This window comes from Caldisalinibacter kiritimatiensis, from assembly GCF_000387765.1.
GTDB lineage: Bacteria > Bacillota > Clostridia > Tissierellales > Caldisalinibacteraceae > Caldisalinibacter > Caldisalinibacter kiritimatiensis.
Genome location: NZ_ARZA01000054.1, coordinates 1 through 26641, shown reverse-complemented (window position 1 = coordinate 26641; position 26641 = coordinate 1). Strand labels below are relative to the sequence as shown.

Below are 26641 nucleotides of genomic sequence, written 5' to 3'. Positions count from 1 at the left end.
CAAATTAAGGGAAAGTAAAGTTTTTACTGGAAATTAGATGCGAAATCTCTGGCTTAAAAGGTAACCAATTAACAAACATACGTTTTTATGATATAATTAAATGATGTTATTTAGCAATCATATAAATTAATAATTTTTATTAATATGTCCTTCACAAGGAGGTATAAACATGTCACAAAGTAATAGAAGTAGAAGCAAAAGAACCAAAAATAACAAGAAAAAATTAAGTATATCTAGATTACTACTAGTTATTTTTCTTTTAACAATATTTATAGTAGCCGGAGCAACTGGAGGTTTAGTTTTAGCAACGGTAAAAAACGCACCAAAAATTGATCCAACTAAAATTACCACACTTTTAAATGAAAGTTCTGAAATATTGGACGCTAATGGTAATGTGATAGAAAAGGTTCATGCACAGGAATATAGAGAAATAGTTACATTAGATAAAATTCCAGACCATTTAGAGAATGCTTTTATCGCAATAGAAGACCAAAGATTTAGAACACATATCGGAATAGACCCTAAAAGAATTATAGGTGCTTTAATTGAAAATATCAAAGCTGGTACAGCTAAAGAGGGCGGTAGTACTATTACTCAACAGCTAGTAAAGAACTTATATCTTACTAAAGAAAAGAAATTAGAAAGAAAAATAAAGGAAGCATATCTTGCAATACAACTTGAAAAACATCTAACTAAAGACCAAATTCTTGAAGCATATTTAAATACAATTGAGCTTGGTCAAGGTTCATGTGGAGTTCAAGCAGCTGCACACACTTATTTCTCAAAGGATGTAAGCGAATTAACTATAGCTGAAAGTGCAATGATTGCAGGTGCAGCAAAGGGTATTACTAAATATGCAGTATTCAATAAGTTTCCTGTAGACAAAACTGATTCTATACCTAAAGAAGATATTTTAGGCTATATTAATGTAGCAGGCAATGAATATGCAGTTGTATTCAATCATGATGCTAAAAATCGTCAAAAACTTGTTCTACGTAGAATGAAAGAGCTTGGATTTATCACAGAAGAAGAATATAACCAAGCAATAAATGAAGATATGAGAGCTGCCATTAATCCAGGTGAGAAAAAAATGTCAAGTATATCTTCTTACTTTACAGATTTTGTAAAACAACAGGTAATAAAAGAACTTGTTAAAACAGGTCAATATACCGATGATGAAGCTAGAAAGCTATTATATACTGGTGGTCTTAAAATCTATTCTACAATAGATATGGACATTCAGTATAAACTAGAAAATATCTATGATAATTTTACAGAAGTTTTATTTGGAGACACATCTAAACTAAAAAAACCTGTTTTAGAACAATGGGGAAGATTTTATAGAACTAGTAGTGGTAGCAAAGGCTGTTTAGATAAATATGATAATCTTGTTGACCATTATGGAAATATAATCTACTATAAAAAAGCTAATCTATTCGATAAAAACTATAATTTAATAATTGAAAAAGGGACTTATTCATTATTAGATAATGGTAGCCTGTTAATTAATAATAAGAAATTTAATATTTATCCTAAAACAATTGATATAGTTGATTACTACTCAATAAATGAAAAGAAAAACTTGGTTACCCATACAGTTGGGTCTTTAGCATTAAAAGATATGTATGGCACTAAAGACGTAAAATATAGTAAAGGAAAAATAATTATAAGTAGTAATTTCTTAAAAGAGAATAAGGATTTTTATAGAATTGATAAAAACCAAAATCTTTTAATAAATCCTAAATATTTTCCTTTTGATTATAATGGTATAGTTCAACCACAATCTGCATCTGTTATTATTGACTATAGAACAGGTGAAATAAAAGCTTTAGTTGGAGGAAGAAATATTGAAGGTAGTAGAACTTTTAACAGAGCAACAAGTGCACAAAGACAGCCCGGTTCTTCAATAAAACCATTAGCTGTGTACTTACCTGCTCTTGATAATGGATTCACCGCAGCAAGTATCATTGATGATATTCCCCATTATGATAATAATGGTAACAGATGGCCAAAAAACTGGTATGACTATCAAACTTATAAGTACTGGGGATTAACAACATTAAGAGAAGCAGTAGAATATTCTATTAATGTTGCAGCTGTAAAAGTATTAGAAAATATAGGTATAGACACCTCAATAGAATATTTGACAAGATTAGGTATTATTAATGAAGAAAAACCTGAAAGCGACAGTTTTGTTACAAGAAGTGAAAATAGAAGAGTTAACGATGAAACTATCGCTTCACTTTCTTTAGGTGGTATGACTCACGGTTTAACTCCATTAGAAATGACAGCTGCTTACGGTGCTATTGCTAACAATGGAATTTATGTAGAGCCTATATCCTTCACTAAAGTAATAGATGGTGATGGAAGAGTAATATTAGAAAAAAAACCTACAAAAAATAGTGTTGTTACTCCTCAAGTTGCATATGTTATGTCAGATATATTAGAAAGCACAGTTAGTAGTGGTTTAGGCCGTAGAGCAATGATAGATGGTGCAAATAACACGAAAATACCTGTTGCAGGAAAAACAGGTACTACTCAAAATAAAGGTGATATTTGGTTTGTTGGATATACTCCATATTATGCTGCCGGTGTTTGGATAGGTAATGACAATGCAAAACTTAAACTTTCAACAGGTAGTAGCAAAGCAGCTGAATTTTGGAGTGATATAATGAAAGAAGTCCATAAGGGACTAGAACCTAAAAACTTTGTTGAGCCAGATGGTCTTGTAAGAGTAAATATATGTACTGAATCAGGTAAACGAGCTACTGAATTGTGTAAACAAGACCCAAGAGGAAGTACAACTAGGACAGAGTTATTTATAAAGGGTACAGAACCTATAGACTACTGTGATACACATGTAGAAGCAGAAATAGATACGACAACTGGTAAATTAGCAAATGAATTCTGTCCTCCGGAACTTATAGAAAAACGTGTGTTTATACGTAGAAATCCTCCTTATGCTCCAGATGAACATAATGGTTATGTTCCTAGAGATTATCAATATACAGTACCTACAGAGTATTGTGATATACACACTAAACCAGAAGAAACAGAAGAAAAAGATGAAGGCATAGGAAACTGGATGAGTGATTGGTACAATAATTTCTTTAATAATAATGAAGATACTAATCAAGATTTAAATGAAGACAACATAGATTCTAATACTCAAGAGGATGATTCATCAAATATAGACAATAATACAAATTAACAATCCAAAGAAAGAGACCTTTTATATATAAAAGGTCTCTTTCTTTATGCATTCTCATTTGGTGGCGATGTATCATTATCCTTGACTCTTAAAAAATCTGGCCTTAGTCTAACCTCCGGAATAGGCTTTCTCATTAATACAGTATTTAATGCCTTCCAATTAAATGGAATTAACGGCCATAAATAGTTTATACCTCCAAAGGATTTTGTTCTAAATAATACAATAACAAATAATAGTATTCCTATTGTAAAACCATAAATGTCAAATATACCGGTTAGTATTATAAGAATCAATCTAAATATCCTAATAGCTAAAGAAAATTCTATACTAGGTGTTGCAAACATTCCTATACCTACTATTGCTCCATACAGAACTGTTTCTGGTATAAACCATCCTACTTTAACAGCAAAATCACTTAATAATAACGCTCCAATAATACCTAGTGAAGTAGTTAAAGCATTAGGTGTATGTATAGAAGCTATACGAAGAAAATCAAGTCCTATTTCTAACACAATAAATTGTATAAGCAATGGTATTTCTCCTGTCTTTTCTGGCCCTATAAACTTTAGTGCATGTGGTAAATACTCCTTATTAAAGACCAATAGTAACCACAATGCCGACAATACATAAGATATAGTTATAGCTAAAAACCTAACCCACCTCATATAAGTACCAACAGTTGGATTATTGTAATAATCTTCAGCATGCTGCGTAAAGTGAAATAATGTAACTGGTAAAATCATTACACTAGGTGTAGTGTCTACCATAACTACAATATGACCTTCTAATAAATGAGCTGCTGCCACATCAGGACGCTCAGTAAACTTAGCCTGTGGAAATGGGTTCCAACTTCTCCCTAAAATAAACTCTTCTAAACTCTTCTCTCCCATAAGCAATGAATCAGTCTTTATTTCTTGTAATTTCTTTTTAATACTATTTATTAAATCTGTATTTGTTATGTCTTTTATGTAACTAACCACAACATCAGTTTGTGACCTATCTCCTACTTTAAACATTTCAAATCTAAGATTAGGGTCTCTTATTCTTCTTCTAATTAAAGCTGTATTAAAAACTATAGTTTCAACAAATCCATCCCTTGGACCTCTAGTTACTCTTTCTAAATCAGGTTCTTCAGGTCCTCTAGCAGGGTAAGTTCTAGCATCAATAATAATACATTCATTAACCCCTTCAACAAATAAAGCAACTGAACCTGACATTATTGCAAATTCAACATCGTCCATATTGTCAGTATAGTCACATTCTATATAAGGTATGTTCTTATTTAACAGTTTATTTAATGTATTTGGAACAATCTCGTCTCTATCTACTTGCTGCAATATTGATAAAATCCATATCATCACTTCATCTTTAACAAAGCCATCTATAAAGAAAATAGCTGATTTCTTTCCACCTATCACTATGTCCTTCTTTATAACATCAAAACTTTCTTCTAGTCCCAATTTATTCGATAGATATTCTATATTCTCTTGAAATTTGCTACTAACTTTCATTTTTTATTCGCTCCTATTTAATATTTCTTTAAGTGCCTTTGTTACTATTGGTGCTCCTTTACTAATATCATCTTTACCATTCATTTTGCCAATATCACCAATCCCTACAACTAAGGGTATATTATAACTATTAATAATATCTACCGTATCTCCATATAAAATGTTATCATCTGTTTCTACTCCATCTTTATCAACTGCTTTTTTTACAACCTTACCATCTGCAGTTACTGAAAAATCAACCTTAATTCCATTTACATCTTTAGTATTAGATGCTACTGCTACAATTCCTAAAATCTCAACATCATCACATAAAAGAATCTCATTTAAAGCTTTTTCACCTTTTCCAAAACCTTCATCACCTACGTCATCTACCATTATTACTACTGGGTCATACTTAGCTTGCTTTATAAAATCTACTATCTTTTCTCCAGTAATAGGCGTTGGATTTCCACCTGACCTAGATATACATCTACCTCCAATATTTTTAGCTGCAACTTCTACAGCTCTTCTCGCTACATTATCGCCATCAGTTACTAATATAATTTTCCTTTTTTTTGACATAAACCAACCTCTTTCTTTTAACTTTTTGACTTAGGATTAGATAATAATGCCATTATATAACCGAAAAAAACAGCTGCAGCTACTCCACCAGCTGTAGCAGTAATGCCTCCTGTAAATACACCTATAATTCCATCTTTATCAACAGCTTCTATTACCCCTTTAGCTAAGGCATACCCAAAACCTGGTAAAGGCACTGTAGCTCCAGCCTTTCCTAATTCAACTATAGGCTCGTATATCCCAATAGCAGTTAAAACTACACCTGATGTAACAAATGAAACTAATACGTGAGCAGGAGTTAATTTTGTGGTATCCATTAATATTTGCCCTATTACACAAATAGCTCCACCTACTAAAAACGCTCTTAAATAGTCCATTAAAATCCTCCTAACTTATCTTATTGCTTATAGATACAGCGTGGGCAATACCAGGGATTGACTCTCCTTGCAGGGCACTAGTTGGAGAATGAAGTGCTCCTGTTGATACAAGCAATATTCGATTAAATGTTCCTTTTTGTAACTCTTTATATAAATATCCGCAGAATACTGTTGCAGAACAACCACATCCACTGCCTCCTGCATGAGTATCTTGTTTTTCGTTATCAAATATTTTTATTCCACAATCTGTATAAATACTTGATACATCATACCCTTGTTCAATCATTAAATCTTGTGCTATTTCTTTTCCTATCGCAGCCAAATCTCCAGTAATAATTAAGTCATAATCTTCTATAGTAAAACCTGTATCTTTAAAATGCTGTACAATAGTGTCAGCTGCTGCTGGTGCCATTGCAGCCCCCATATTATTTACATCTTTTACCCCAGGGTCAACTATTTTGCCAGTTGTTACATGGGTTATATAAGGTCCATTTCCATTAGCAGATAAAACAGCTGCACCTGCCCCTGTTACTGTCCACTGTGATGTTGGAGGCCTTTGATTTCCTAGCTCTAGTGGAAACCTATATTGTCTTTCAGCAGTACTGAAATGGCTTGAAGTAACACATACTACTTTATCACCATATCCACCATCAATTGTTATAGAGCCTAAACTTAATGACAGTGTCATTGTTGAACACGCTCCATACAGACCGAAATATGGCATTTGCAACTGCCTAGCTGCGTATGACGATGAAATAATCTGATTCAGCAAATCACCAGCAAATAAATATTCAATATCGGATTCTTTCAAATCTCCATTTCTAATTGCCATCTTAACTGCCTCTTGTTGCATTTTACTTTCACACTTTTCCCACGTTCCTTGTCCCCATAAATCATCATCTAAAACCATATCAAAATAATCCTTCAATGGTCCTTGCCCTTCTTTAGGTCCTACAATAGAAGCTGTAGAAATAATTGAAGGGGGATTATCAAAGACTACTGTTTGTTTGCCTAATTTTTTCTTAGCCAAGTTTATACCCCCTTATTTCTTTAGTAATAGATATATAATACCTACAAGTATCGATGAACCATAACCATATACTAAAACTGGCCCTGCTATTGAAAACATTTTAGCAGCTACTCCAAACACAAAGCCCTCTCTTTTATACTCCATAGCTGGAGATACAATTGAATTTGCAAAACCAGTTATCGGTACTATAGAACCTGCTCCTGCCCTCTTTCCTAACTTATCATATACACCTATACCAGTAAAAAATGCCCCTAACGTTACTAAAATAATTGCAGTAGCAGCTGATACACTTTTCTCATCTAAACCATAATTTTTAACTGTATTTGTAATTAATTGACCAAAAGTACAAATAAGCCCACCTACTAGAAAGGCCCATATACAATTTTTAATATAATTAGGTTTAGGAACTTTTTTATTTACGTATTTTTCATAATCTTTTTTGTTTATATTATTCAATTTAATCACTCCTAATTTTTTATTTTATTACTTGATTTAATTTACATTAAATAATATTAACCATTGTAATAATGAACCAACTACTTTACCAACAGATAGAGCAATGAGTACATAATATACATAATCTTGAATATTTAATCTATTTACTAAAACCGGTATAACGTTTACAACCTCAGCTAATGCTGCTGCTAATAAGCCTATATAAGCCCCCATTGTTAAACCAATAGGAATTAAAAAAAATGTATTTAACTTTATACTAAAGTTTAGAAAAGTCATTAACGCTATTAAAACTACTGATATAATCATTACCTTTGTATATAAAGAAATTGACTTTTGAGAATTAGTCAACTGAGCAAGCCTAGGTATGATATCAAGAAGAGTTATAAACGATGCTAATGCATTGCCTACAACTATTCCTCCTGAAATCCCAATAATAATTAAAACTATAGACTTTAACACTTATATCACCACTTATTTGCGTTGTTTTATATGCTTTGTTTTATCTAGTACATATTCATTAATGTTTTTGTTATACATATACATTTCTATATCTAAAGGACTAGGTTCTTTTTTCCATTTCTTTTTAGATATATGGTTAAAAAAAGTAGCCATACCTATGCCAAGGCCTATAGAATATGGAATTTGTAGAATTAATGGTCTTTCATTAGTTTTACCTACTATTAAATAATATATAGCTTTATGTACTTCTTCCATATTAACATCTCTGTGAAAATATATAATTGCTAATGCAGCTCCAACTGATAAGATTATACAAATAAGTAGGATTTTTAAATATTGAAATATATTATAGGATTTCTTATCATCTTCTATGTTTATAAGTATCTCTGGATTTCCAAAAACATTTATCTTAACATTATCATGTTTTTCTTGTATCTTTTCTATTATATCTAATATAAACACAACTTTACTTTTCACATTTTCAGGTACATAAATTATTTCTATATTAAGTACAGATTCTTTAATACTTTTATCCTGACAAATTACTGAAGCTAAATCTCTTATTTTTAGTATTTTACCAGACTTAGTATCAATTTTAGGTTCTACTTGTATATAAAGCTGTTCTTTTGATATTTTTATCACCTCATTATCTCATGCTGATAAGCCACTTTTACTAGTTTAGCTCTTTTAGGCTTTTCTTTAGTTGATTTGTTACTAGAATAAATAACTACACCTATTGCAATAGTAGCTATAATTAAAATAACATATATAGTTACTTTAAATATTTTTTTCATCATAGTAAATCAACTCCATTAGTTGTTATGTTAATATTATTTGCTTCTATGATTTTTTAATACAAAAAAAAATAAGGCATACTATATTATGCCTTAGATAACATCTTTTTCATATTATTAAGAACCTTTTTTTCTATCCGTGATACTTGAACCTGTGATATTCCCAGCATTTTAGCCACTTCTGTCTGTGTTTTATCTTTAAAATATCTTAATATTATTATTTGTCTATCTCTAGGTTCTAACTTGTTTATAGTTTCTTTTAATGTAATCTTATCTAATATTCCAATATTTTGCTCTTCTTCACTTACTTTATCAATTAGAAATATAGGCGAACCATCATTTTGATGAATTACATCATACAAATATTCTGGATGATGATTTGAATCTAATGCCATAATTATGTCTTCTTTATCTATATTTATTTCCTCGGCAATTTCCTCTATAGTCGGTTCTCTTCCTAATTTTTTAGTCAGCGATTCTTTTGTCATTTTAGCTTTATTGGCAGTTTGTTTTAACGACCTACTAACCTTAATAATCCCGTCATCTCTTAAAAACCTTTTTATCTCACCTATAATCATAGGTACTGCATATGTAGAAAATCTTACTTTATAAGATGTATCAAATTTCTGTATAGCCTTAATTAAACCTATACAACCTAACTGAAATAAATCTTCAGAATCATATCCTCTATTACTAAATTTTTTCAATACACTTCTAACTAAACCTATGTTATGCTCAACTATAATACTTTGAGCATCTTCATCTCCATTCTGTGCTCTCTTAATTAACTCCATAGTCTCTTCATGACTAAGTAAATCATGTGATGTATTTTTAGCTGAATTTACATTCATAATATCTACTCCTCAGCTGAAAAACTTCTAAATTTCTTTACCATCTTAACTCTAGTGCCTTTTCCTATTTCAGATTCTACTTCAAGCTCATCCATAAAACTTTCCATCACAGTAAATCCCATCCCTGACCTTTCTAATTCAGGTTTTGAAGTATATAAAGGCTCCATAGCTTTATTAATATCATCTATTCCTTTACCTTCATCTTTAACTACTATCTCTAGTTGAGCATCTTCTATTTTACATTCTATAATTATTGTCCCAGTTGTATTTTCATATCCATGTATTATAGAATTAGTAACTGCTTCTGATACTGCCGTCTTAACATCAGCTAATTCTTCAATAGTGGGGTCTAGCTGTGAAGCAAAAGATGCAACTACAACTCTAGCAAAAGCCTCATTTTGTGATTTGCTTGGAATCTCTAACTTCATATTGTTATTAAACATTCTAAAAACACTCCTTTTATAAGTTATCTAAAGCATCATTTAAACTATCATATATTTTAACAATTTTCATCATGCCTGACATATTAAGTATTTTTTTCACTCTAGAACTTGCATTTATTAAATATATCTTTCCACCATTTTGTGAAGCAATTTTATATCTTCCCATTATCAATCCTATACCTGCACTATCCATAAAATTTAGTCCTTTGAGGTCAAAAACAATGTTCTTTAATGATTTCTCGACATAGTAGCTATCAATTTTAGTTCTTACTTCATCTGCCATATGGTGGTCTAATTCTCCATTAAAACTTATTACTAGAGTTTTATCTATTACTTTGAAATTTAATTGCACTATTATCCCCCCCTTGAAATTTTATTACTTATCTTCTATTCTCCATTAATGCATTTTTTACCTTCAATGAAAAATGTTTTCTTTTGTAACATATAGTAAAATTTAATCATTTATTATTTTTTTATTAACAAGCTATTTTTTGGTATAATAAAGTAAATCAATTCCTTAAGGAGGGATTTATATCAAAGCACTATTTACATACAATTACGGAAAAGAAAAAATGAATAAAATTAAAAAATTAGGTTATAAGCTAATTTATATTCATGAAAAAGAAATAACTAATTGTGAATCTATAAAAGATATTGATATCCTTGTATGTTATAATCCTTTTAACAATTTAGATATTTCTAAACTTAAAAATTTAAAATGGATACAACTTTCAAGTATAGGTATAGACCAAGCACCAATAAAACATATAAAAGAAAACGATATCATACTCACCAATAATAAAGGTGGTTATAGTATTCCAATTGGCGAATGGGTTGTATTAAAAATATTAGAACTAGCTAAAAATAGCAATAAGTTTTATAAAAAACAACAGAAAAAAAAGTGGAAATTAGATACTTCTGTCTTGGAGATTTTTGGGAAAACTATTGGATTTATAGGTACAGGAAGTATAGCCAAAGAATCAGCTAAGAGACTACAGGGATTTGATGCAAAACTCATTGGACTTAATACTTCTGGAAGAGATGTTGAATATTTTGATAAATGTTATGGAGTCAATGATTTCAAATACATGGTATCTTTATGTGATATCATAGTAGTATCCATACCATATACCTCAAAAACTCATCATTTATTAAACGAAGAAATTTTTAAAGAAATGAAAAATAACGTATATATCATTAATGTTGCTAGAGGAAATATTATTAACGAAAGACATTTAATTAAGTATTTAAAGAATGGTAAAATAAAAGGAGCTGCTCTAGATGTATTTGAAAATGAACCTTTAAGTCCTGATAGTCCTTTATGGGAGCTAGATAATGTAATAATTACGCCTCATAATTCATGGGTATCTGAAATGAGAAATGAAAGAAGATTTAATCTAATATATGAAAACATGAAAAGATATATAAATGGTGAAAAACTCTTAAATGTAGTTAATCTAGAAAAAGGATATTAAAAAGGCCATCGATTAATCGATGGCCCTTTCTTTACTCTACAGTTTTCTTTTCAGCTTCTAATAAATCTTCCTCTGCAACACTCTTACCTAATACTTGAACTATAACTATAATTAATATAACTCCACCTACTAATGAAATAAGTAAAGCAGGTATAGTTCCTAATCCCGATAATCCAACTATAATATAACCTAATATTGCTAATACAGCTCCAGTTAAAGCATAAGGTACTTGTGTTTTTACGTGGTCTATATGATCTGATGCCGAAGCCATAGATGACATAATAGTTGTATCTGATATTGGTGAACAATGATCTCCAAATATTGAACCAGTTAACACTGAACTTAATGTAGCGATTATTAATGAAGGCTCAGCAGCTCCAGCTACTACATAACTATTAGCTAAAGGTACAGCTAACGGTATAACAATTGCCATAGTACCCCAAGAAGTTCCTGTTGAAAATGCCACTAAACAAGATATAACAAATACAAGTATTGGTAAAAATCCACCTGGAATGCTTTCAGATACTACACCTACTAAAAAATCTGCAGTTCCAACTCCATCCGTTACACTTCCTAAAGACCAAGCCAATACTAGTATCATACAAGTGATTAATAAAGATTTAGCTCCTTCTACCCATGAATCAAAGGCTTCACCCAAAGATAATATTTTTTGAGATACAGCCATTGTTATAGCTACTATACTTGCTACTACTGCGCCCCATATTAAAACAACACTAGCATCAGCATAACCGAAACTTTCTCTAATACCAACCCAAGTATACCATTTAATATTTAGTCCATCTGCTATAGCTGCATTGTATCCATTATACCAAAGCCCTATAAAGGATACTACAATTAAAGTTAGAATCGGAACAATTGCATTTGATGCTCTTAACTCTGTGCCTTCTTTTAACTCCATTTTTGTAATCTCATCACTAGCCATTGGCTTTGCATCTTCACCTAATACTTTACCTGTTAACCTTGCTCTCTTTTCTGCATCATACATAGGACCAAATTCTTTTCTTGATATGGCTAATACTAAAACTAAAATAAGTGCAAATATACTATAAAATCTATAAGGAATGGTCTTAATAAATACTCCATAAATATTTGCATCAATTCCTATACTTTCGTATGCATTCTTTATAAGTCCAATCTCATATCCTATCCAAGTTGATACCAAGGCCATACCTACCACAGGTGCAGCTGTTGAGTCAACAATATAAGCTAGTTTTTCCCTTGAAACTTTCAATTTATCTGTTAATGGTCTCATCGTAGGTCCAACAATTAAAGTATTAGCATAATCATCAAAAAACACACATAATCCTAAAATCCATGTTGCTATCTGAGCACTTCTAGCTGTTTTGGCTTTTTTAGCAAGTGCTTCAGCTATTGCTTTAGTACCTCCCATTTTTCCAATAACACCGACCATACCACCTATACTCAGAGTAAAAATCAATATAGCTGCATTCCATGAATCAGCAGCTGACCCTAGCATAAATTCATCTAAGTTCTTAAGAATCCATAAAATGGATTACCTCCATTTAACATCATAGCACCAATAAAAATACCTAGGAAAAGTGACAATAATACTTGCTTTGTTAAAAATGCTAATACAATAGCTAAAACCGGTGGTAATAATGATACCCAACCAAAACTAGAATCATCAGTTTTTGTTGCTCCTGCATAAGCTGCTAAAGCAAAAACTATAATCAAAATAACAACTAAAGCGATAGACGATATTTTGCCTTTTTTCACATAAAAACCTCCTTTTGTTATAACCCCTTTCTTTTTTTACATTTTGCTTTAATAACTCTTATTCTTATTATTCTTATTTCCACCTCCTTACTAGTTGCTTATTTAATATTTATTCTATAAGTAAATAAAAATCCCTTTTAATTTTTGTAATTTTCCTATTTTTCTGAATTTGATTTTGTATAACAAAAAAAGCAACTATATTAGCTGCTTAAAGTTAAATATTGCACAATAATTCTTTTATTATCATCCACTTTTGTAATTTTTCTTTAAATGGTCTTGTATTAGCTGGACTAGTAGAAGGCAACTGATAATAATTAGTTATTGTAGGTACATTAAATCCAATATATTTTTTAAACAGTCTCTTTGCAGTAGTTCCATTAAATAAAACATATTGTATATTAGTATATTTATTAAAAAAGTCTTTTAGATTATTCATTTCCTCATTCCTAATATTTGCATCAAGACTTCCTTCTCTCTCACATTGTTTTATTACATCCCATAGTGCTATATTTTTCTTATTTAAAAATTTTACCCTATCAGAATATTTCTCCTCCTTTTCTTCGTCAAAAACACCATATATAATATCCCAAAACTGATTTCTTTTGTGTGCATAATATTGATTCTGCCTTAGTGATTCAACTCCAGGCATTGAACCTAATATTATAAGTTTAGCTTTTTCATCTACTATTGGTTCAAATGAAGTTATAATTTAACCACCTCCATTGTATCTAGTGCTTTGTACTTTTAAATCTATTTAAAATTAGCACTGTAAAATATGCAGCACCATTTAATAGTATAATAGTTGCTCCTGACGCTATATTAAATTGATATGATATAAACAAACCTAATACACTTAATATCATTCCCACTCCTATTGATAATAAAATCTTTTTTTTTAAGTTATATGTAAAAAATTTAGCTATCGCTGGTGGAATGGTTAAAAGCGCAATAACTAATATAATTCCTACAACTTTAATTAATACGACTATTGTTAAAGCAATTAAAATAAAAAGAAAATTTTCAAGAAATAAAGTTGGAATTCCTAAAACCTTTGTAAATTGGTCATCAAACAAATATGCCTTCCAATAGTTAAACAATGACACTATAGTTATAACTACAATAACATCTACAATTCCCATCAATTTTATTGAAAAATTAGATACAGTTAAAATATCCCCAAACAAGTATGATGTCATATCTGGAGGATATCCTGGAGTAAAAGCTATAAACATTATACCAAGTGCCATACCAATAGCCCAAAACATACCAATTAATGAATCAGAATTAGTATTAGTACGTCTCCTTATTCCAGCAATACTAAATGCTGCAATAATTGAAAAAATAAGAGCTCCTATTATCGGCTCAATCCCTAAAAAATATCCCATACCTATACCACCAAATGATGTATGGGCAATACCTCCACTCATCATTACTAATCTTTTTTCTACTATGATAGTCCCAATAATGCCACAAACAATACTGGTCATAACTGCTGCCAAAAAAGCATTTCTCATGTACGTATAACTAAACAGTGAACTAATCATTTTCATCCTCCTCATGAAATTTAAGTACTCTATGGGGAGTAGTTCCATGGGTTATTAAGTCTATTGGACAACCATAGGTTTTTTTTAAAGTTTCATTATCTAAACGTGAATTATTTTCATCATGATAATATAAAGTTTTGTTTAAACATGCAATACTGTCAATATATGATGAAATAATACCTATATCATGACTGACTAAAATTATAGTTTTTTCTTCATTTAATTTCTTTAGTAATTTATATATTTCAGTTTTAGCATTAGCATCTATACTAGCTGTAGGTTCATCTAATAGTAAAATATTAGGCTCTGTAACTAAAGCCCTAGCAATTAGTACTTTTTGAAGCTGTCCCCCTGAAAGCTTCCCTATCTGTCTATCTTTAAATTCCAATATACCTAATTCCTCCATAACCTGTTCTACTTTTTTTATATCCTTTTTCGAAAATCGATGAAACAATCTAACCTTATTAGGCAATAATCCCATTAGAACTACATCTAAAACTTTTATAGGAAACTTTTTGTCAAAGCTACTAAACTGTGGAACATATCCTATACTTCTACCATCTCTAATTTTTACAGTACCACTACTAGGTTTAATTATGCCTAGTAGCAATTTCAAAAGAGTTGTTTTTCCGCCACCATTAGGTCCTATAATCCCTAAAAATTGTTTTCTCTTTACTTTAAAATTAATGTCCTTCAAAGCACATACCGAATCATAAAATATACTAACATTTTTAACTTCTATATCGTACATACTGACTCCCCCTATTTTAATGCTTGCTTAAAGGTATCTGTTATAACTTTTAAGTTTTCTATATAATTTGGAGCTAAAGGTGCTACCTCAATCACCTTTCCATCTATCTCATTTGCAATAATTTCAGCTTGTTCGTTATCAAACTCAGCTTGATAAAAGATTACTTTTATTCCTTTTTCTTTAGCTAGTTCAACAACCCTTTGTACTTCTTTAGCAGTTGCTTTTTTACCTGACTTCTCGATTGCAACCATTTCTAAGCCATAATCTTCAGCAAAATACCCAAATGATGGATGATAAACTATAAACGATTTATTATTCACTTCTTTAAATGTTGCCTTAATTTCTTCATCGATAGTATCTAACTTGTTTATGTATTTTGAAGCATTTTTAAAATAAATACTTTTATTTTTAGGGTCTAATTCACTTAACTCATCTCTAATTACTTCAATCATCACTTTAACTCTTTTTGGAGATAACCAAATGTGAGGGTCTCTTCTCCCAGTAGTATTATTGTCAAAATATCTATGGGGATAAACTACTCCGACTTTTTCTGCTAAAGAGACTATTTTTAAGTTTTTATTAAATACTTTAGCCTTAGGTATTATATTTGCTTCTTCTGTAGGAACCCCCATAGAAAAATATATAGATGCTCTAGAGAATTTTTCGATTTCCCTTGGTGAAGGTTTATAATTAGCAGGACTATTACCTGGTGGAATCATAGTTACAATATCTACCAAATCACCTGCGACAGCCTTAACAAATTCTTCTTCAGGAACTATTGCAACAGCTACTGTTAATTTATCTTCTTTAGAATTATCAACTGTATCTACTGTACACCCTATAAAACTTATTACTATGAATAAAGTTATACCAGCTAAGATATACTTAATAAACTTCATAGCCTTCCCTCCCTATAAGTAATTGCAAATGATTTGCATTTACATTTATAACATATACCTTTTTTATGTAAAAGTCAAGGCTATTTACTTTTTTACTATCAAATACCTACCCATGTAAAACTTAATTTAATTGAACAATTAGTCGAATTAATATATAATTATATCCAAATAGGAGTGGTTTTATATGAGTATTGAAGAATTACAAAAAAAACTTAAAGAAAACGGATACAAAATTACTTCTCAAAGAAAAGCTATTTTGGAAGTCTTAATTGACTATCAGGACCATTTTATATCAGCTGAAAAACTATTTAATAAAGTCAAAATAAAAAATTCTAAAGTAAATCTTTCTACCATATATAGAAATTTAGATATTCTGAATTCATTAGACTTTGTCCATAAAATCACTATAAATGACGATTACTCTTTATTTAGTTTAGTTTCATTAGATGAACATCATCATCATATTATTTGTAAATGTTGTGGCAAAACTGAAGTTATACCTTTCTGCCCTTTTGATGACTTAAAAGCTTTTGCCGAAGAGAAAGGTTTTGATTTAACTCAACATAAAATTGAATTATATGGTTACTGTAAGGACTGTAAGCACAAAAATAAATTGTAAAATTATTAACATATAATTTAGTATTGACAATTTATTTATTATTTAGTAAAATCAATTTTCGTAACAGCTATTTCATGTGAAAGCATTCTCATGGGGGAATTTAAATTATGGAATATAAAATAATAAAGCCATTAAGTAACAATGTAGTGCTGGCTAATAAAGAAGATAAAAATTACGTTTTATTAGGTAAAGGGATAGGCTTTGGAAAAAAGAAAAATATGATATTGAAAGATTCCGATAACATTGAAAAAATATTCATCTCATTAGATGATTTTAATTTGATAGAATATGAAAACCTTTTATCTAAAGTAGATCCCAAAATATTAGAATTAACAGAAAGAATTATCTCAATGGTTTCAAAAGAGCTTAAAGAAAACCTTAACCCCCATATACACATTGGATTAATAGACCATATTAACTTTGCGATTAAGAGATTAGAAGAGGGTATTGAAATAGTTAATCCTTTTCTATTTGAAACGAAACTTCTATACCCTCAAGAATATAAACTAGCTGAAAAAGCTGTAAACATTTTACGCGAAAATCTAAACATAAAAATTCCTGATGCAGAAATTGGTTTTATAACCTTTCATATATATGGTGCAAGAAAAAATAAAGTTAAAAGAGATGCTTTTAAAAATTCTAAAATAGTAAGTAAAATTATTGATTATACACAAAGGAAATTACAAATTGATTTGAGTAAAGGCTCATTTGACTATATTAGATTTGTAATGCACTTAAAAGGAGTACTAAATAGACTTAATGAAGGTAAATGTATAGAAAATGTTCTATTACAAAAGGTTAAAGATGAATTTAAATATGAATACAAAATCGCTTACGATATTTCTAAAATTATTGAAAATGATTTACGTATAAAAGTTCCTGATGATGAAATAGGATATATAGCACTACATTTACATAAACTCAAAAAATACCCACTAAAATAGATAAATAACTTAGCGTGTTACTGATTCGATCAGGCATGAGCTAAGGCATAGGGGGTATGGTATACACTTATTATTGGTATAAGTGTATACTTGTACCCTTTCCTTAGCTCATGTCTTTTTTATATATAATTTGTAGCTACAAAATTATTGGATATTAATTAGAGGTTATTTAATTATTTGTAATCTTTAAATACTCTCGAGGGTATTACTTTAACAAAACAAATTAGTATATTCTTAAGGAGGTAATAAAATGAGTAACAATAAGAACAAAATATTTGCTACTTTACAACAAATAGGTAAATCACTAATGATGCCAGTTTCAGTTCTTCCTGCTGCTGGTCTATTAGTAGCTCTTGGAAGGCTGCTTCAAAACTTTACAGAAAATGCATCAGGTGAAATAACAAATCAATTCGTACATGGTTTTGGTCAAGTGATTTTTAGTGGAGGTTTAGCTATCTTTGAACAATTACCAGTTGTTTTTGCTATTGGAGTTGCTATAGGATTTGCTTCTGGTGAAGGAGTTGCAGGACTTGCAGCAGTTGTAGGTTACTTTACTATGACTAATGTTATTAATGTCGTTGCTGATTTAAGAGGTCTTGAAATGGCAATTAACACAGGGGTTTTTGGAGGTATTGTAATAGGTCTATTATCAGCTAGACTTTATAAAAAATACTTCCAAACAAAACTTCATCCTGTATTAGGATTCTTCTCTGGTAAAAGATTAGTTCCTATAATTACAGCTGCTGCATCATTAGTAGTTGGTATATTATTTGGCTTTATATGGCCTCCAATCCAAGACCAAATAAATGCATTTGGTACAAGTATAATGAACTCTAGTCTTGGACCTGCATTCTATGCAGCAGGTAAAAGATTACTTATCCCTGTAGGATTACACCATGTTTACTATCCTCCATTCCTTTATGAATTTGGAGAATTTGTAACTAAATCTGGACAGGTTTTACATGGGGAAACTGCTAGATATTTTGCTGGTGACCCTACAGCTGGTAGATTTATGGCTTCTGAATTCCCTATTATGTTATTCGGTCTTCCAGCTGCAACACTAGCTATGTACTTAAGGGCAAATAGTAAAAAGAAAAAAGCTGTAGCTGGTATTATGCTTTCAGCTGCATTAACATCAATTATTACAGGTATCACTGAACCAATTGAGTTCTCATTTATTTTCGTTGCACCTATTTTATATGTATTCCATGTTCTTGCAGCATTTTTATCTGGACTATTAACAAGCTACTTTGATATACATCTTGGATATACATTCTCAGCTTCACTTATAGACTATGTAGTTGGATTCTTTAACCAAAAGAATAGTATCTATTTATTTACTATAGTAGGACCAGCTATATTTGCATTATACTTTGTAGTTTTCTACTGGCTAATAAAAATATTAGATATCAAAACTCCAGGTAGAGAAGATAATGACTCAGAAGAAACTATAGAAGTATCCTCATCAGAAAAGGCCATTGAAGTATTAAAGGCACTTGGTGGAGCAAACAATATTGAAAATCTAGATGCATGTATAACAAGACTAAGACTTTCAGTTCAAGATTCATCACTAGTTAATAAAGACAGATTAAAACAATTAGGTTCAGCTGGTATATTAGATGCTGGTGGAGGTAACTTCCAAATTATCTTTGGTACTGAATCTGAACAATTAAAAGAAGAAATCAAAAAACTTATGCTTACTCAAAGTACAGCAAATAATACAGTTGATAATAACTCTACTATCATCAAATCACCTTTAACTGGTGAAGTGATAGAAATGTCTCAAGTACCAGATGAAACATTTGCTCAAAAACTTATAGGTGACGGTATAGCTATTAATCCATCAGAGGGAGTTGTTTACTCACCAGTTGATGGTAAAATCGCTCAAATATTTAATACTAAACATGCTATCGGAATAGTTACTGACAATGGTATAGAAATACTTATCCACATAGGTATTGATACTGTAAAAATGAATGGAGAAGGTTTTAAATCATTTATCTCTCAAGGAGACACAGTAAAATGTGGAGATAAATTAATTGAATTTGATATTGATTTAATCAAGAAAAAAGCTAAATCTGTTATAACTCCTATTGTAATAACTAATACAGCTGAAATTAAAGGGTTAAATGTAATTAAAAAAGGTAAAATAAAATCTGGAGAAGATTTATTAAAAATTCAAAAATAAGTAATTAAAAGCACTATGCGTCACGCATAGTGCTTTTATTAATAATCAGGTTGTATGTTATTATCACTAGATGTAACTAGAATATTATCCATCTCTTTTTTTAGTAATACTACAGTTACTATAGTAGATAATAAATCTGATATAGGATAAGATAGCCATACACCTAATATTGAGTTATCCATTATCTTAGGTAAAATTATTATTAACGGTATCAATAAAATAACCTGTCTAAGTAAAGTTAAAATTAACGATGGTAATGCCTTTCCAAGTGCTTGGAATAAAGCAGCTCCTATTATTTGTACTCCAATTATCGGTGACATACTGATTATAATTCGTAAAACTAGAATTCCTTCAGTTATTATTTCATTTTCATTACTGAATAACTTAAGAATAAACCCTGGGAATAATTCTCCTACTAAAAAACCAAATGTAGCCAATACAACTGTTGTTAATATAGACATTTTAACAACTTCTTTTACTCTATCATATTTTTTAGCACCATAATTGAAACCAACTATAGGCTGCATTCCCTGTACTACTCCAAATAAAGGTAAATATAAAAACATAATAACTCTATTCACTATACCTAATATTGATATAGCAATATCTCCACCATATATTCTTAATGAATTATTTACTACTATTGCTAAAATACTTCCAGCCATATTTCTAGCAAAGGAAGCAAATCCTACTGTGAATATTTCTTTTAAAATATCAAACTTAGGCTTTAAATGATGTAACTTAACCTTTAATGAGCTCTTTCCTCCATATAAGTAATTAATTATATATATAAATGAAATAAATTGAGAAAGTATAGTTGCAAGTGCAGCACCTTTAATACCTAGCTTAAATCCAAATATGAATATTGGGTCTAATACTATATTTAATCCTGTACCTATAAGCATAATATTCATTGAATCTTTAGCATTACCTTCAGCTCTTACAAGATTATTTGCTGCCATTACAAATGAAAAGAAAATATTCCCCATAAGAATTATTGACATATAATCCTTTGCATATGGTAACAATGTATCAGTAGCACCAAATAATCTAAGCATTGGTTCTAAATAAATGTATCCTAAAACTACAGTAAGAGCACTTAATATAAATATAGCTAAAAATGCATTACCAGCAATATAATCAGCTTTTTCTACATCCTTTGCTCCAAGACTTCTTGATACAGCAGAAGCTGCTCCTATTCCTATCATAAGTGCAAATGCCATAATTACCATCTGAATGGGAAAGGCTATGGTCAATCCACCTATAGCTAATGCGCCAACACCTTTACCAATAAATATGGTATCAATAATGTTATATAAAGCATTTACAATCATCCCTATTGTAGCAGGCAATGATAGCTTTAATAATAATTTACTTATTTTCTCATTCTCTAGCATATAACTTCTTTGATTCATTGCATTATTCTCCCTTCATGTCAATTTTCTTTCATATTCTTTACTGCATTTTTAGCCATTTTCTTTAATACAATTAACAACATATCCTTTTCTTCATTTGATAATCCTTGTTCTAGTAACTCAATAGACTTATCAAGCACATTAAAGATTATTGGTTTCATATTAATTACCTTTTGAGTCAGATATATCTTATATGACCTTTTATCTTCAGGGTTTACCTTTCTAGTAACATATCCTTCCCTTTCTAATTTTTTAATGGCTCTAGCTGTGGTTCCTTTATCTTTATTAGTATACTTTGTCATTTCTTCTTGAGTTATGCCATCATGTTTATATAGCAATAAAATATAATGAAACTGTCCACTACCTAAATTATAAGGTTCAAGCTGTTTTGATACATATGATTTTAAACAGCCATTGATAATAGCTAACCATCTTCCTATTGAATCCTTTCTATTCATAAAGCCTCACCTCTATATTAGTTGCGATTGCAACTAATATTATATTAAAAAATAGTTGCAACTGCAACTATTTTTTTAATTCTATTCTATTATTAATAATTAAACACAGCTTTTACTCTAGCACATATTTCTTTTTGCCCTAGACTTATGGGTGTAACTTCATAGTTTATATAGGTATGTTAATCAATCTATATTATTAGCACACATACTACATAAAATATCACCTTCTCTAACAGGTGCTCCACAAAATGCACAACTACCACTTGGAGATTGTGACAACCTTTCAAAAACATCATCAATTTCTTCGGTATCTTTATATTTTTCATATCTATTAACTATTAGCTTATCAAAAATTCTGTAATAATGAAATCTAGCAAAAGGAAGTGGTGGTAGGTCTTCGTCTAAATACTTTTCTTCTTCGCAATAATTCGATGTCTTATCAGGTACTATACTCCATCCTTGCGAAACAGCAAAATCAAAACTACTAAAAAATGGTTCATTCATCTTTAAATTAGCTTTGAAATTATTTATTTTTGAATACTCCATAAAAGCATCGTAAGTATTTATAACCTTCATAGTTTGTCCGAACATATCAAAGTCGTATATATGATAATGTCTATGTTCAGTAAATCCAGCGATAATATAGTCAGACAATGGATTATAACTCAATGTTTTAGGTATATAGTTTAAAAAAATAAGGTCTTCACTAGATTTAAGAAAAAGTAATTTAAAACCATTATAAATTATTTGTTCTAAGTTTGAATCAGAAAATTTTTTAAGAACTCTATGCTTGCTTTCATCATCAACATAATCTTGATATATTCCTTTATTATACTTAATTAAATTCCTAGTAACTTCTTCAATATATTCATAAAAACTTTCTCCACGCTTTCTCTTTTTTATATCATAAGGAATTCTTATTCCATGTTCTAAATCTTCTTTTAATTTTAGAAATACAGGATATGTATTAGATACTGTTATATATCTCTTTATCATCCTACCATTACTGTCATACTCTAAAACTATAAACTTGTTAAATCTGCATTTTAATACTGCCATATCTCTGCCCCCTTAAAATTGTACAAAGTTCTCATATTTAGATATATATGAAAAACATGTACAGATTATTATAAAAATGTTAATTAAAAAAATAAATTAAACCTATTACTTCACTTTGGTTTTAGCTACTGACTTTGGGGTAATATAAATATAAATAGACATATGGTAAAAGCAATAGTCTAAACACTGCTATACTTGAATAATAATTTAATAGAAATTAGTTTGGGGGCGAATTTATGAAATTATTTAAAGTGAATGGTAAAAAGAACTATTTAGCTTTAATTATTGCAATAGCGATTCCACTTTTAGTTGGTTTTTTAAGCTCATATTTAGTTCGTGACGGTTATCAAACCTTTGAAACACTTAATAAACCTTTCTTTGCACCGCCTGCAGGAATCTTTGCACCTGTATGGACAATTCTATACATATTAATGGGAATAGCAAGCTATCGAATTTGGATGTTACCACAAGTTAAAAAATCATTGAGATTATACGGTATACAATTATTCTTTAACTTTTTATGGAGTATAATATTCTTTGGATTAGCTTTAAGAGGACTTGCTTTTTTAGAAATAATAGTACTTCTCATTTTAATCATAGCTACAACTAAAAGTTTCTTTAAACTTGATAAAATTTCAGGTTATTTATTAATCCCATATGTTATTTGGGTTAGTTTTGCTTCTTTATTGAATTTATCAGTTTGGTTAATGAATAGATAGATGCACTAAAAAAAGCACTATGGAAAATCCATAGTGCTTTTTATTAATTCTATTCCGTAACGAGCAAGTCTGTAAGCCGAGTTCTGTATCAAAATGGTCATCTATCTAGGCCTATTGTTGCCAATAGGCTCAAGCGACCTACCATACGGGACAGTGACGGGCCGCCACCTTTTATGTCCCTAACTTGGTCTTGCTCCGGATGGGGTTTACAGAGCCAACTAGTCGCCTAGTTGCTGGTGAGCTCTTACCTCACCTTTCCACCCTTACCTGTCATAAAGACAGGCGGTATATTTCTGTTGCACTATCCTTGGGGTCGCCCCCACTGGGTATTACCCAGCATCCTGCCCTATGGAGCTCGGACTTTCCTCATGCCATCAGACATGCGACCATCTGACTTACTCGTTTATTTATTTTTGACGACTTTTATATTTTATAACATAATAGCACTAATGTCAAACAATGTATATTGGTAAATAATCCATTATTATCCTACAGTATTTACATTTATTATTACTCAATGTTTATATAATTATTCTATTATTGCTAATAGATATATGTTCGTTATTAAGACTTCTCCTTATTATAATATAATATTCTTCCACAGTTGTCACAGTACATAATTTTATCTGAACTTTTTATTTTAGATAATATTGATGTTGGTATGTTCATATGACATCCTGTACATCTATCCCCTACAACTTCAACCACCGCTTTCCTTTTTTTCTGCTTTAATTGATTAAATTTATTTAATAAATCTTCATCTATTTCTTTTTGAATTTCTTCTATTTTATTTTTCTTAACTTTAATTCCTTCTTTTACTGAGCTAATCAATTCCTGATTCTTATTTTTTGCATCTTCAATTTCTTCAGATAATTCATTATACTCTTTTTCTAAAATATTTATTTCTTTTTCTAAATTATCTACTTCTTCCATAATATCTAACATTTCATTTTCTAAATTTTTCATGTTTTCTTTTATATCTTTGCTTTCTTTTTCCATTTGTTCTAACTGCTTTATGTTAGTTATTTGTCCGCTATATAGTTTTTGGTCAATTTCTTCTTTATTAAATGCTAATTGCTTCAACTTTTGCTCATATCGTTGGATTTTTACCTCATCAACTTCAAGCTGAGTTTTTTTATTAACAAGGTCATATTCTTTTTCATTCAATTTTATCTCAATTTGCTTAATCTCTTCTTTTTTATTTAAAGTTTCAAGCTTATTTGTTAAGTCATTTAATTCCACAACATAACTTTGTAACTCCCATAATAATTTAAGTTGGCTCATATTAGACCTCCTCAAAGCATTCAAACAAAGCAGTCATATTTATTTTACAGTGAAAGGAGCACTATTGTCATCAGAAATCAATATTTTGACTTTACTATCTAAATTATTCTGTAAATATTCTTTTAAATATGGAAGAATCACTTTTTCTGTATCATAATGATTTGCATCAATCAATGCTATGTCTAATTCCTGCATTAGTTGTGCATCATGATATTTTATATCTGCTGTAATATATACATCAGCTCTTTTTCTTTTAGCATCAGCTATAAAATCACCTCCGCTTCCCCCACATACAGCAACTCTTTTAATTTTCTTATTTAAATCTCCATATATTCTTACACTATCACACTTAAATTCAGTTTTCACTAATTCAACAAACGTTTTCAGGTCTGTTTCCTTTTCTAGATTTCCTACTCTTCCGTACCCATATTCTATACCCCTATTAATAAGTGGATAAACATCATAAGCTACTTCTTCATATGGGTGTGCATCTATCATAGCATTAATAACTGTGTCTAAAATACTATGCTTTACTATAGTTTCTATTCTTATCTCTTCTACTTCCTCTATCCTATTTTGTTCTCCAATAAATGGGTTAGTATTTTCTCTAGCCATAAAAGTACCTATACCATTTAGATTATATGTACAGTGACTATAGTTTCCTATCCATCCTCCACCAGCTTCAGTTATAGCTCTTCTTACTTTATCGGCATGCCCCTTAGGTACATATACAGTTAATTTATACAACTTCTCTTCATATGACTTTCTTAACACTTCAGTATTTAATAAACCTAGTTTTTGTGCTAGTACATCATTAACTCCATTTTCACATACATCTAAATTAGTGTGTGCACTAAAAACTACCATGTCATTATTAATTATATCATAAATCATTTTCCCTTTAACATCATTTGTGGTTATGCTTCCTATCTTTTTAAAAAGCATTGGATGATGAGTTATAATCATATTTACATTGTTAGACACAGCTTGTTTGATGACATTAGGAGTTAAATCTAGTGCTAATAATATTGTTTTTACTTCCTTATTTTCTCTACCTATTTGTAAGCCACTATTGTCCCAACTATCTATAAGATATGGGGGAGCTAGTTTATACATTTGTTTGATTATGTTTTTTACCATCATATACTATCAATCAACTCCTTATATTGATTATATTTTCTATTTAATTTTTCATATTTCTTTTTTCCCTGTGTAGAAGATGCATTTTCAAGATTTTTAATAATATTACTTAACTTATTCATTTTCATTTCAATAAAATCCTTTAACAATTCATCATTTTTTTCTATCAATTTTTCACCTATGTCATAGTATATTTCATCTTCAACTTCTTCAGCACCATGTTCTGCACATATTATTTCGTAGATTCTTTTTCCTTCTCTAATTAATTTTTCATCTACAATTTTATAATTATTGTTGTAAAGATATTTCCTTAATTCATCTGAAGCCACCATCGGCTGTAAAATAAATCTATCTATTTTATCGGCAACTTCCTTAGATTCCTTTAAAATATTAGCTATCAATGTGCCTCCCATACCAGCTATTATAACTGTATCGACTTCATTAGGCTTTAAAGCTTTTAATCCATCTCCTAGTCTAGTTTCAATTTTATCACTTAATTCCTTTTCTTCAATATAAGCTTCAGCATTGTTCAGCGGTCCTTCATTTACATCAGCCGCTATGGCACTACTAGCGATTTTATTTTCTATTAAAAAAACTGGTACATAACCATGGTCTGTTCCAATATCGGCTACTGTTGAACCTTCTTTTACATAACTTGCAATTGCTTTAAGCCGTGGTGTTAGGTTCATATATTTACT

The 26641-nt window shown here is 30.0% G+C and carries 29 protein-coding genes and 1 other RNA gene; 6 read left to right on the top strand and 24 right to left on the bottom strand.

Annotated features, from left to right (window positions below):
- Nucleotides 1-169: 169 nt before the first annotated feature.
- Nucleotides 170-3211 carry a penicillin-binding protein 1A gene (locus L21TH_RS02155; RefSeq protein WP_006307919.1) on the top strand — a complete coding sequence of 1014 codons (3042 nt, stop codon included), beginning with the start codon at nucleotides 170-172 and terminating at the stop codon, nucleotides 3209-3211.
- A 44-nt stretch (nucleotides 3212-3255) separates the two neighbouring features.
- On the opposite strand, the gene L21TH_RS02150 is transcribed toward L21TH_RS02155, so the two are convergent.
- The 11 genes from L21TH_RS02150 to spoIIAA all read right to left on the bottom strand — a co-directional run bounded on the left by L21TH_RS02150 (nucleotide 3256) and on the right by spoIIAA (nucleotide 10042).
- Nucleotides 3256-4722: a spore germination protein gene (locus L21TH_RS02150; protein ID WP_006307918.1), complete on the bottom strand. Its 1467-nt coding sequence runs from the start codon at nucleotides 4720-4722 to the stop codon at nucleotides 3256-3258.
- Nucleotides 4723-4725: 3 nt separating this feature from the next.
- Nucleotides 4726-5283 (bottom strand): stage V sporulation protein SpoVABEA, encoded by a 558-nt coding sequence (gene spoVAEA / locus L21TH_RS02145; RefSeq protein WP_006307917.1) that lies wholly within the window; start codon nucleotides 5281-5283, stop codon nucleotides 4726-4728.
- A gap of 17 nt (nucleotides 5284-5300) precedes the next feature.
- The gene (gene spoVAE, locus L21TH_RS02140) at nucleotides 5301-5657 is read right to left on the bottom strand and encodes a stage V sporulation protein AE (RefSeq protein WP_006307915.1); all 357 of its coding nucleotides are present in this window, start codon (nucleotides 5655-5657) and stop codon (nucleotides 5301-5303) included.
- 10 nt (nucleotides 5658-5667) lie between these two features.
- The gene (gene spoVAD / locus L21TH_RS02135; RefSeq protein WP_006307914.1) at nucleotides 5668-6687 is read right to left on the bottom strand and encodes a stage V sporulation protein AD; all 1020 of its coding nucleotides are present in this window, start codon (nucleotides 6685-6687) and stop codon (nucleotides 5668-5670) included.
- Nucleotides 6688-6699: 12 nt separating this feature from the next.
- Nucleotides 6700-7152, bottom strand: a complete 453-nt coding sequence (gene spoVAC, locus L21TH_RS02130; RefSeq protein ID WP_278244283.1) for a stage V sporulation protein AC — start codon at nucleotides 7150-7152, stop codon at nucleotides 6700-6702.
- A gap of 27 nt (nucleotides 7153-7179) precedes the next feature.
- Nucleotides 7180-7602, bottom strand: a complete 423-nt coding sequence (locus L21TH_RS02125) for a stage V sporulation protein AB (protein WP_006307912.1) — start codon at nucleotides 7600-7602, stop codon at nucleotides 7180-7182.
- Nucleotides 7603-7614: 12 nt separating this feature from the next.
- Nucleotides 7615-8244 (bottom strand): stage V sporulation protein AA, encoded by a 630-nt coding sequence (locus tag L21TH_RS02120; protein WP_006307910.1) that lies wholly within the window; start codon nucleotides 8242-8244, stop codon nucleotides 7615-7617.
- Nucleotides 8241-8399, bottom strand: coding sequence for a hypothetical protein (locus L21TH_RS14190; protein ID WP_006307908.1), 159 nt, complete (start codon nucleotides 8397-8399; stop codon nucleotides 8241-8243). The genes L21TH_RS02120 and L21TH_RS14190 overlap by 4 nt, the downstream gene beginning before the upstream one ends.
- A gap of 83 nt (nucleotides 8400-8482) precedes the next feature.
- On the bottom strand, nucleotides 8483-9247 hold the full coding sequence (gene sigF, locus L21TH_RS02115) for an RNA polymerase sporulation sigma factor SigF (RefSeq protein WP_006307906.1): 765 nt from the start codon (nucleotides 9245-9247) through the stop codon (nucleotides 8483-8485).
- A 5-nt stretch (nucleotides 9248-9252) separates the two neighbouring features.
- Nucleotides 9253-9690: an anti-sigma F factor gene (spoIIAB, locus tag L21TH_RS02110; RefSeq protein ID WP_006307900.1), complete on the bottom strand. Its 438-nt coding sequence runs from the start codon at nucleotides 9688-9690 to the stop codon at nucleotides 9253-9255.
- Nucleotides 9691-9706: 16 nt separating this feature from the next.
- The gene (spoIIAA, locus tag L21TH_RS02105; protein ID WP_006307898.1) at nucleotides 9707-10042 is read right to left on the bottom strand and encodes an anti-sigma F factor antagonist; all 336 of its coding nucleotides are present in this window, start codon (nucleotides 10040-10042) and stop codon (nucleotides 9707-9709) included.
- Nucleotides 10043-10262: 220 nt separating this feature from the next.
- Here spoIIAA and L21TH_RS02100 point away from each other — a divergent pair, with 220 nt between their 5' ends.
- Nucleotides 10263-11165 carry a phosphoglycerate dehydrogenase gene (locus L21TH_RS02100; protein WP_006307896.1) on the top strand — a complete coding sequence of 301 codons (903 nt, stop codon included), beginning with the start codon at nucleotides 10263-10265 and terminating at the stop codon, nucleotides 11163-11165.
- 31 nt (nucleotides 11166-11196) lie between these two features.
- On the opposite strand, the gene L21TH_RS02095 is transcribed toward L21TH_RS02100, so the two are convergent.
- The 6 genes from L21TH_RS02095 to L21TH_RS02075 all read right to left on the bottom strand — a co-directional run bounded on the left by L21TH_RS02095 (nucleotide 11197) and on the right by L21TH_RS02075 (nucleotide 16117).
- Nucleotides 11197-12663 (bottom strand): Na+/H+ antiporter NhaC family protein, encoded by a 1467-nt coding sequence (locus tag L21TH_RS02095; RefSeq protein WP_006307895.1) that lies wholly within the window; start codon nucleotides 12661-12663, stop codon nucleotides 11197-11199.
- An 8-nt stretch (nucleotides 12664-12671) separates the two neighbouring features.
- Nucleotides 12672-12923: a hypothetical protein gene (locus L21TH_RS14895; protein ID WP_006307894.1), complete on the bottom strand. Its 252-nt coding sequence runs from the start codon at nucleotides 12921-12923 to the stop codon at nucleotides 12672-12674.
- Nucleotides 12924-13137: 214 nt separating this feature from the next.
- Nucleotides 13138-13611: a DNA-deoxyinosine glycosylase gene (locus L21TH_RS02090; RefSeq protein WP_278244284.1), complete on the bottom strand. Its 474-nt coding sequence runs from the start codon at nucleotides 13609-13611 to the stop codon at nucleotides 13138-13140.
- Between the two features lie 40 nt (nucleotides 13612-13651).
- Entirely contained in the window at nucleotides 13652-14467 is an 816-nt protein-coding gene (locus L21TH_RS02085) for a metal ABC transporter permease (RefSeq protein WP_006307890.1), read from the bottom strand.
- Nucleotides 14460-15218, bottom strand: a complete 759-nt coding sequence (locus tag L21TH_RS02080; protein WP_006307888.1) for a metal ABC transporter ATP-binding protein — start codon at nucleotides 15216-15218, stop codon at nucleotides 14460-14462. The genes L21TH_RS02085 and L21TH_RS02080 overlap by 8 nt, the downstream gene beginning before the upstream one ends.
- A gap of 11 nt (nucleotides 15219-15229) precedes the next feature.
- Nucleotides 15230-16117, bottom strand: a complete 888-nt coding sequence (locus L21TH_RS02075; RefSeq protein WP_006307887.1) for a metal ABC transporter solute-binding protein, Zn/Mn family — start codon at nucleotides 16115-16117, stop codon at nucleotides 15230-15232.
- 184 nt (nucleotides 16118-16301) lie between these two features.
- On the opposite strand from L21TH_RS02075, the gene L21TH_RS02070 reads away from it, so the two are divergent.
- The 3 genes from L21TH_RS02070 (at nucleotide 16302) to L21TH_RS02060 (ending at nucleotide 19868) form a co-directional block, all read left to right on the top strand.
- Nucleotides 16302-16736 carry a Fur family transcriptional regulator gene (locus tag L21TH_RS02070; RefSeq protein WP_006307886.1) on the top strand — a complete coding sequence of 145 codons (435 nt, stop codon included), beginning with the start codon at nucleotides 16302-16304 and terminating at the stop codon, nucleotides 16734-16736.
- Between the two features lie 107 nt (nucleotides 16737-16843).
- A complete protein-coding gene (locus L21TH_RS02065) occupies nucleotides 16844-17680 on the top strand; it encodes a BglG family transcription antiterminator (RefSeq protein WP_006307885.1) in 837 nt (278 codons plus the stop codon).
- Between the two features lie 250 nt (nucleotides 17681-17930).
- Nucleotides 17931-19868, top strand: a complete 1938-nt coding sequence (locus L21TH_RS02060) for a PTS sugar transporter subunit IIABC (RefSeq protein ID WP_006307884.1) — start codon at nucleotides 17931-17933, stop codon at nucleotides 19866-19868.
- 38 nt (nucleotides 19869-19906) lie between these two features.
- Here the strand turns inward: L21TH_RS02060 and L21TH_RS02055 are convergent, their stop codons facing one another.
- The 3 genes from L21TH_RS02055 to L21TH_RS02045 all read right to left on the bottom strand — a co-directional run bounded on the left by L21TH_RS02055 (nucleotide 19907) and on the right by L21TH_RS02045 (nucleotide 22800).
- A complete protein-coding gene (locus L21TH_RS02055; protein WP_006307878.1) occupies nucleotides 19907-21283 on the bottom strand; it encodes an MATE family efflux transporter in 1377 nt (458 codons plus the stop codon).
- A gap of 20 nt (nucleotides 21284-21303) precedes the next feature.
- On the bottom strand, nucleotides 21304-21741 hold the full coding sequence (locus L21TH_RS02050; protein ID WP_006307876.1) for a MarR family winged helix-turn-helix transcriptional regulator: 438 nt from the start codon (nucleotides 21739-21741) through the stop codon (nucleotides 21304-21306).
- Nucleotides 21742-21924: 183 nt separating this feature from the next.
- Nucleotides 21925-22800, bottom strand: coding sequence for a hypothetical protein (locus L21TH_RS02045; RefSeq protein WP_006307873.1), 876 nt, complete (start codon nucleotides 22798-22800; stop codon nucleotides 21925-21927).
- Between the two features lie 236 nt (nucleotides 22801-23036).
- Here L21TH_RS02045 and L21TH_RS02040 point away from each other — a divergent pair, with 236 nt between their 5' ends.
- Nucleotides 23037-23519, top strand: a complete 483-nt coding sequence (locus L21TH_RS02040) for a TspO/MBR family protein (protein WP_006307871.1) — start codon at nucleotides 23037-23039, stop codon at nucleotides 23517-23519.
- Between the two features lie 56 nt (nucleotides 23520-23575).
- Here L21TH_RS02040 and rnpB read toward each other — a convergent pair.
- The 4 genes from rnpB to L21TH_RS02025 form a co-directional block, all read right to left on the bottom strand.
- An RNA gene (rnpB, locus tag L21TH_RS13660) (RNase P RNA component class A) lies at nucleotides 23576-23921 on the bottom strand.
- Between the two features lie 162 nt (nucleotides 23922-24083).
- A complete protein-coding gene (locus tag L21TH_RS02035; protein ID WP_006307869.1) occupies nucleotides 24084-24803 on the bottom strand; it encodes a zinc ribbon domain-containing protein in 720 nt (239 codons plus the stop codon).
- A 39-nt stretch (nucleotides 24804-24842) separates the two neighbouring features.
- A complete protein-coding gene (locus L21TH_RS02030; RefSeq protein ID WP_205617948.1) occupies nucleotides 24843-25919 on the bottom strand; it encodes a Nif3-like dinuclear metal center hexameric protein in 1077 nt (358 codons plus the stop codon).
- Nucleotides 25920-25942: 23 nt separating this feature from the next.
- Nucleotides 25943-26641 (bottom strand): tRNA (adenine(22)-N(1))-methyltransferase (locus L21TH_RS02025; RefSeq protein WP_205617947.1); only part of this gene is annotated, 699 nt, incomplete at its 5' end.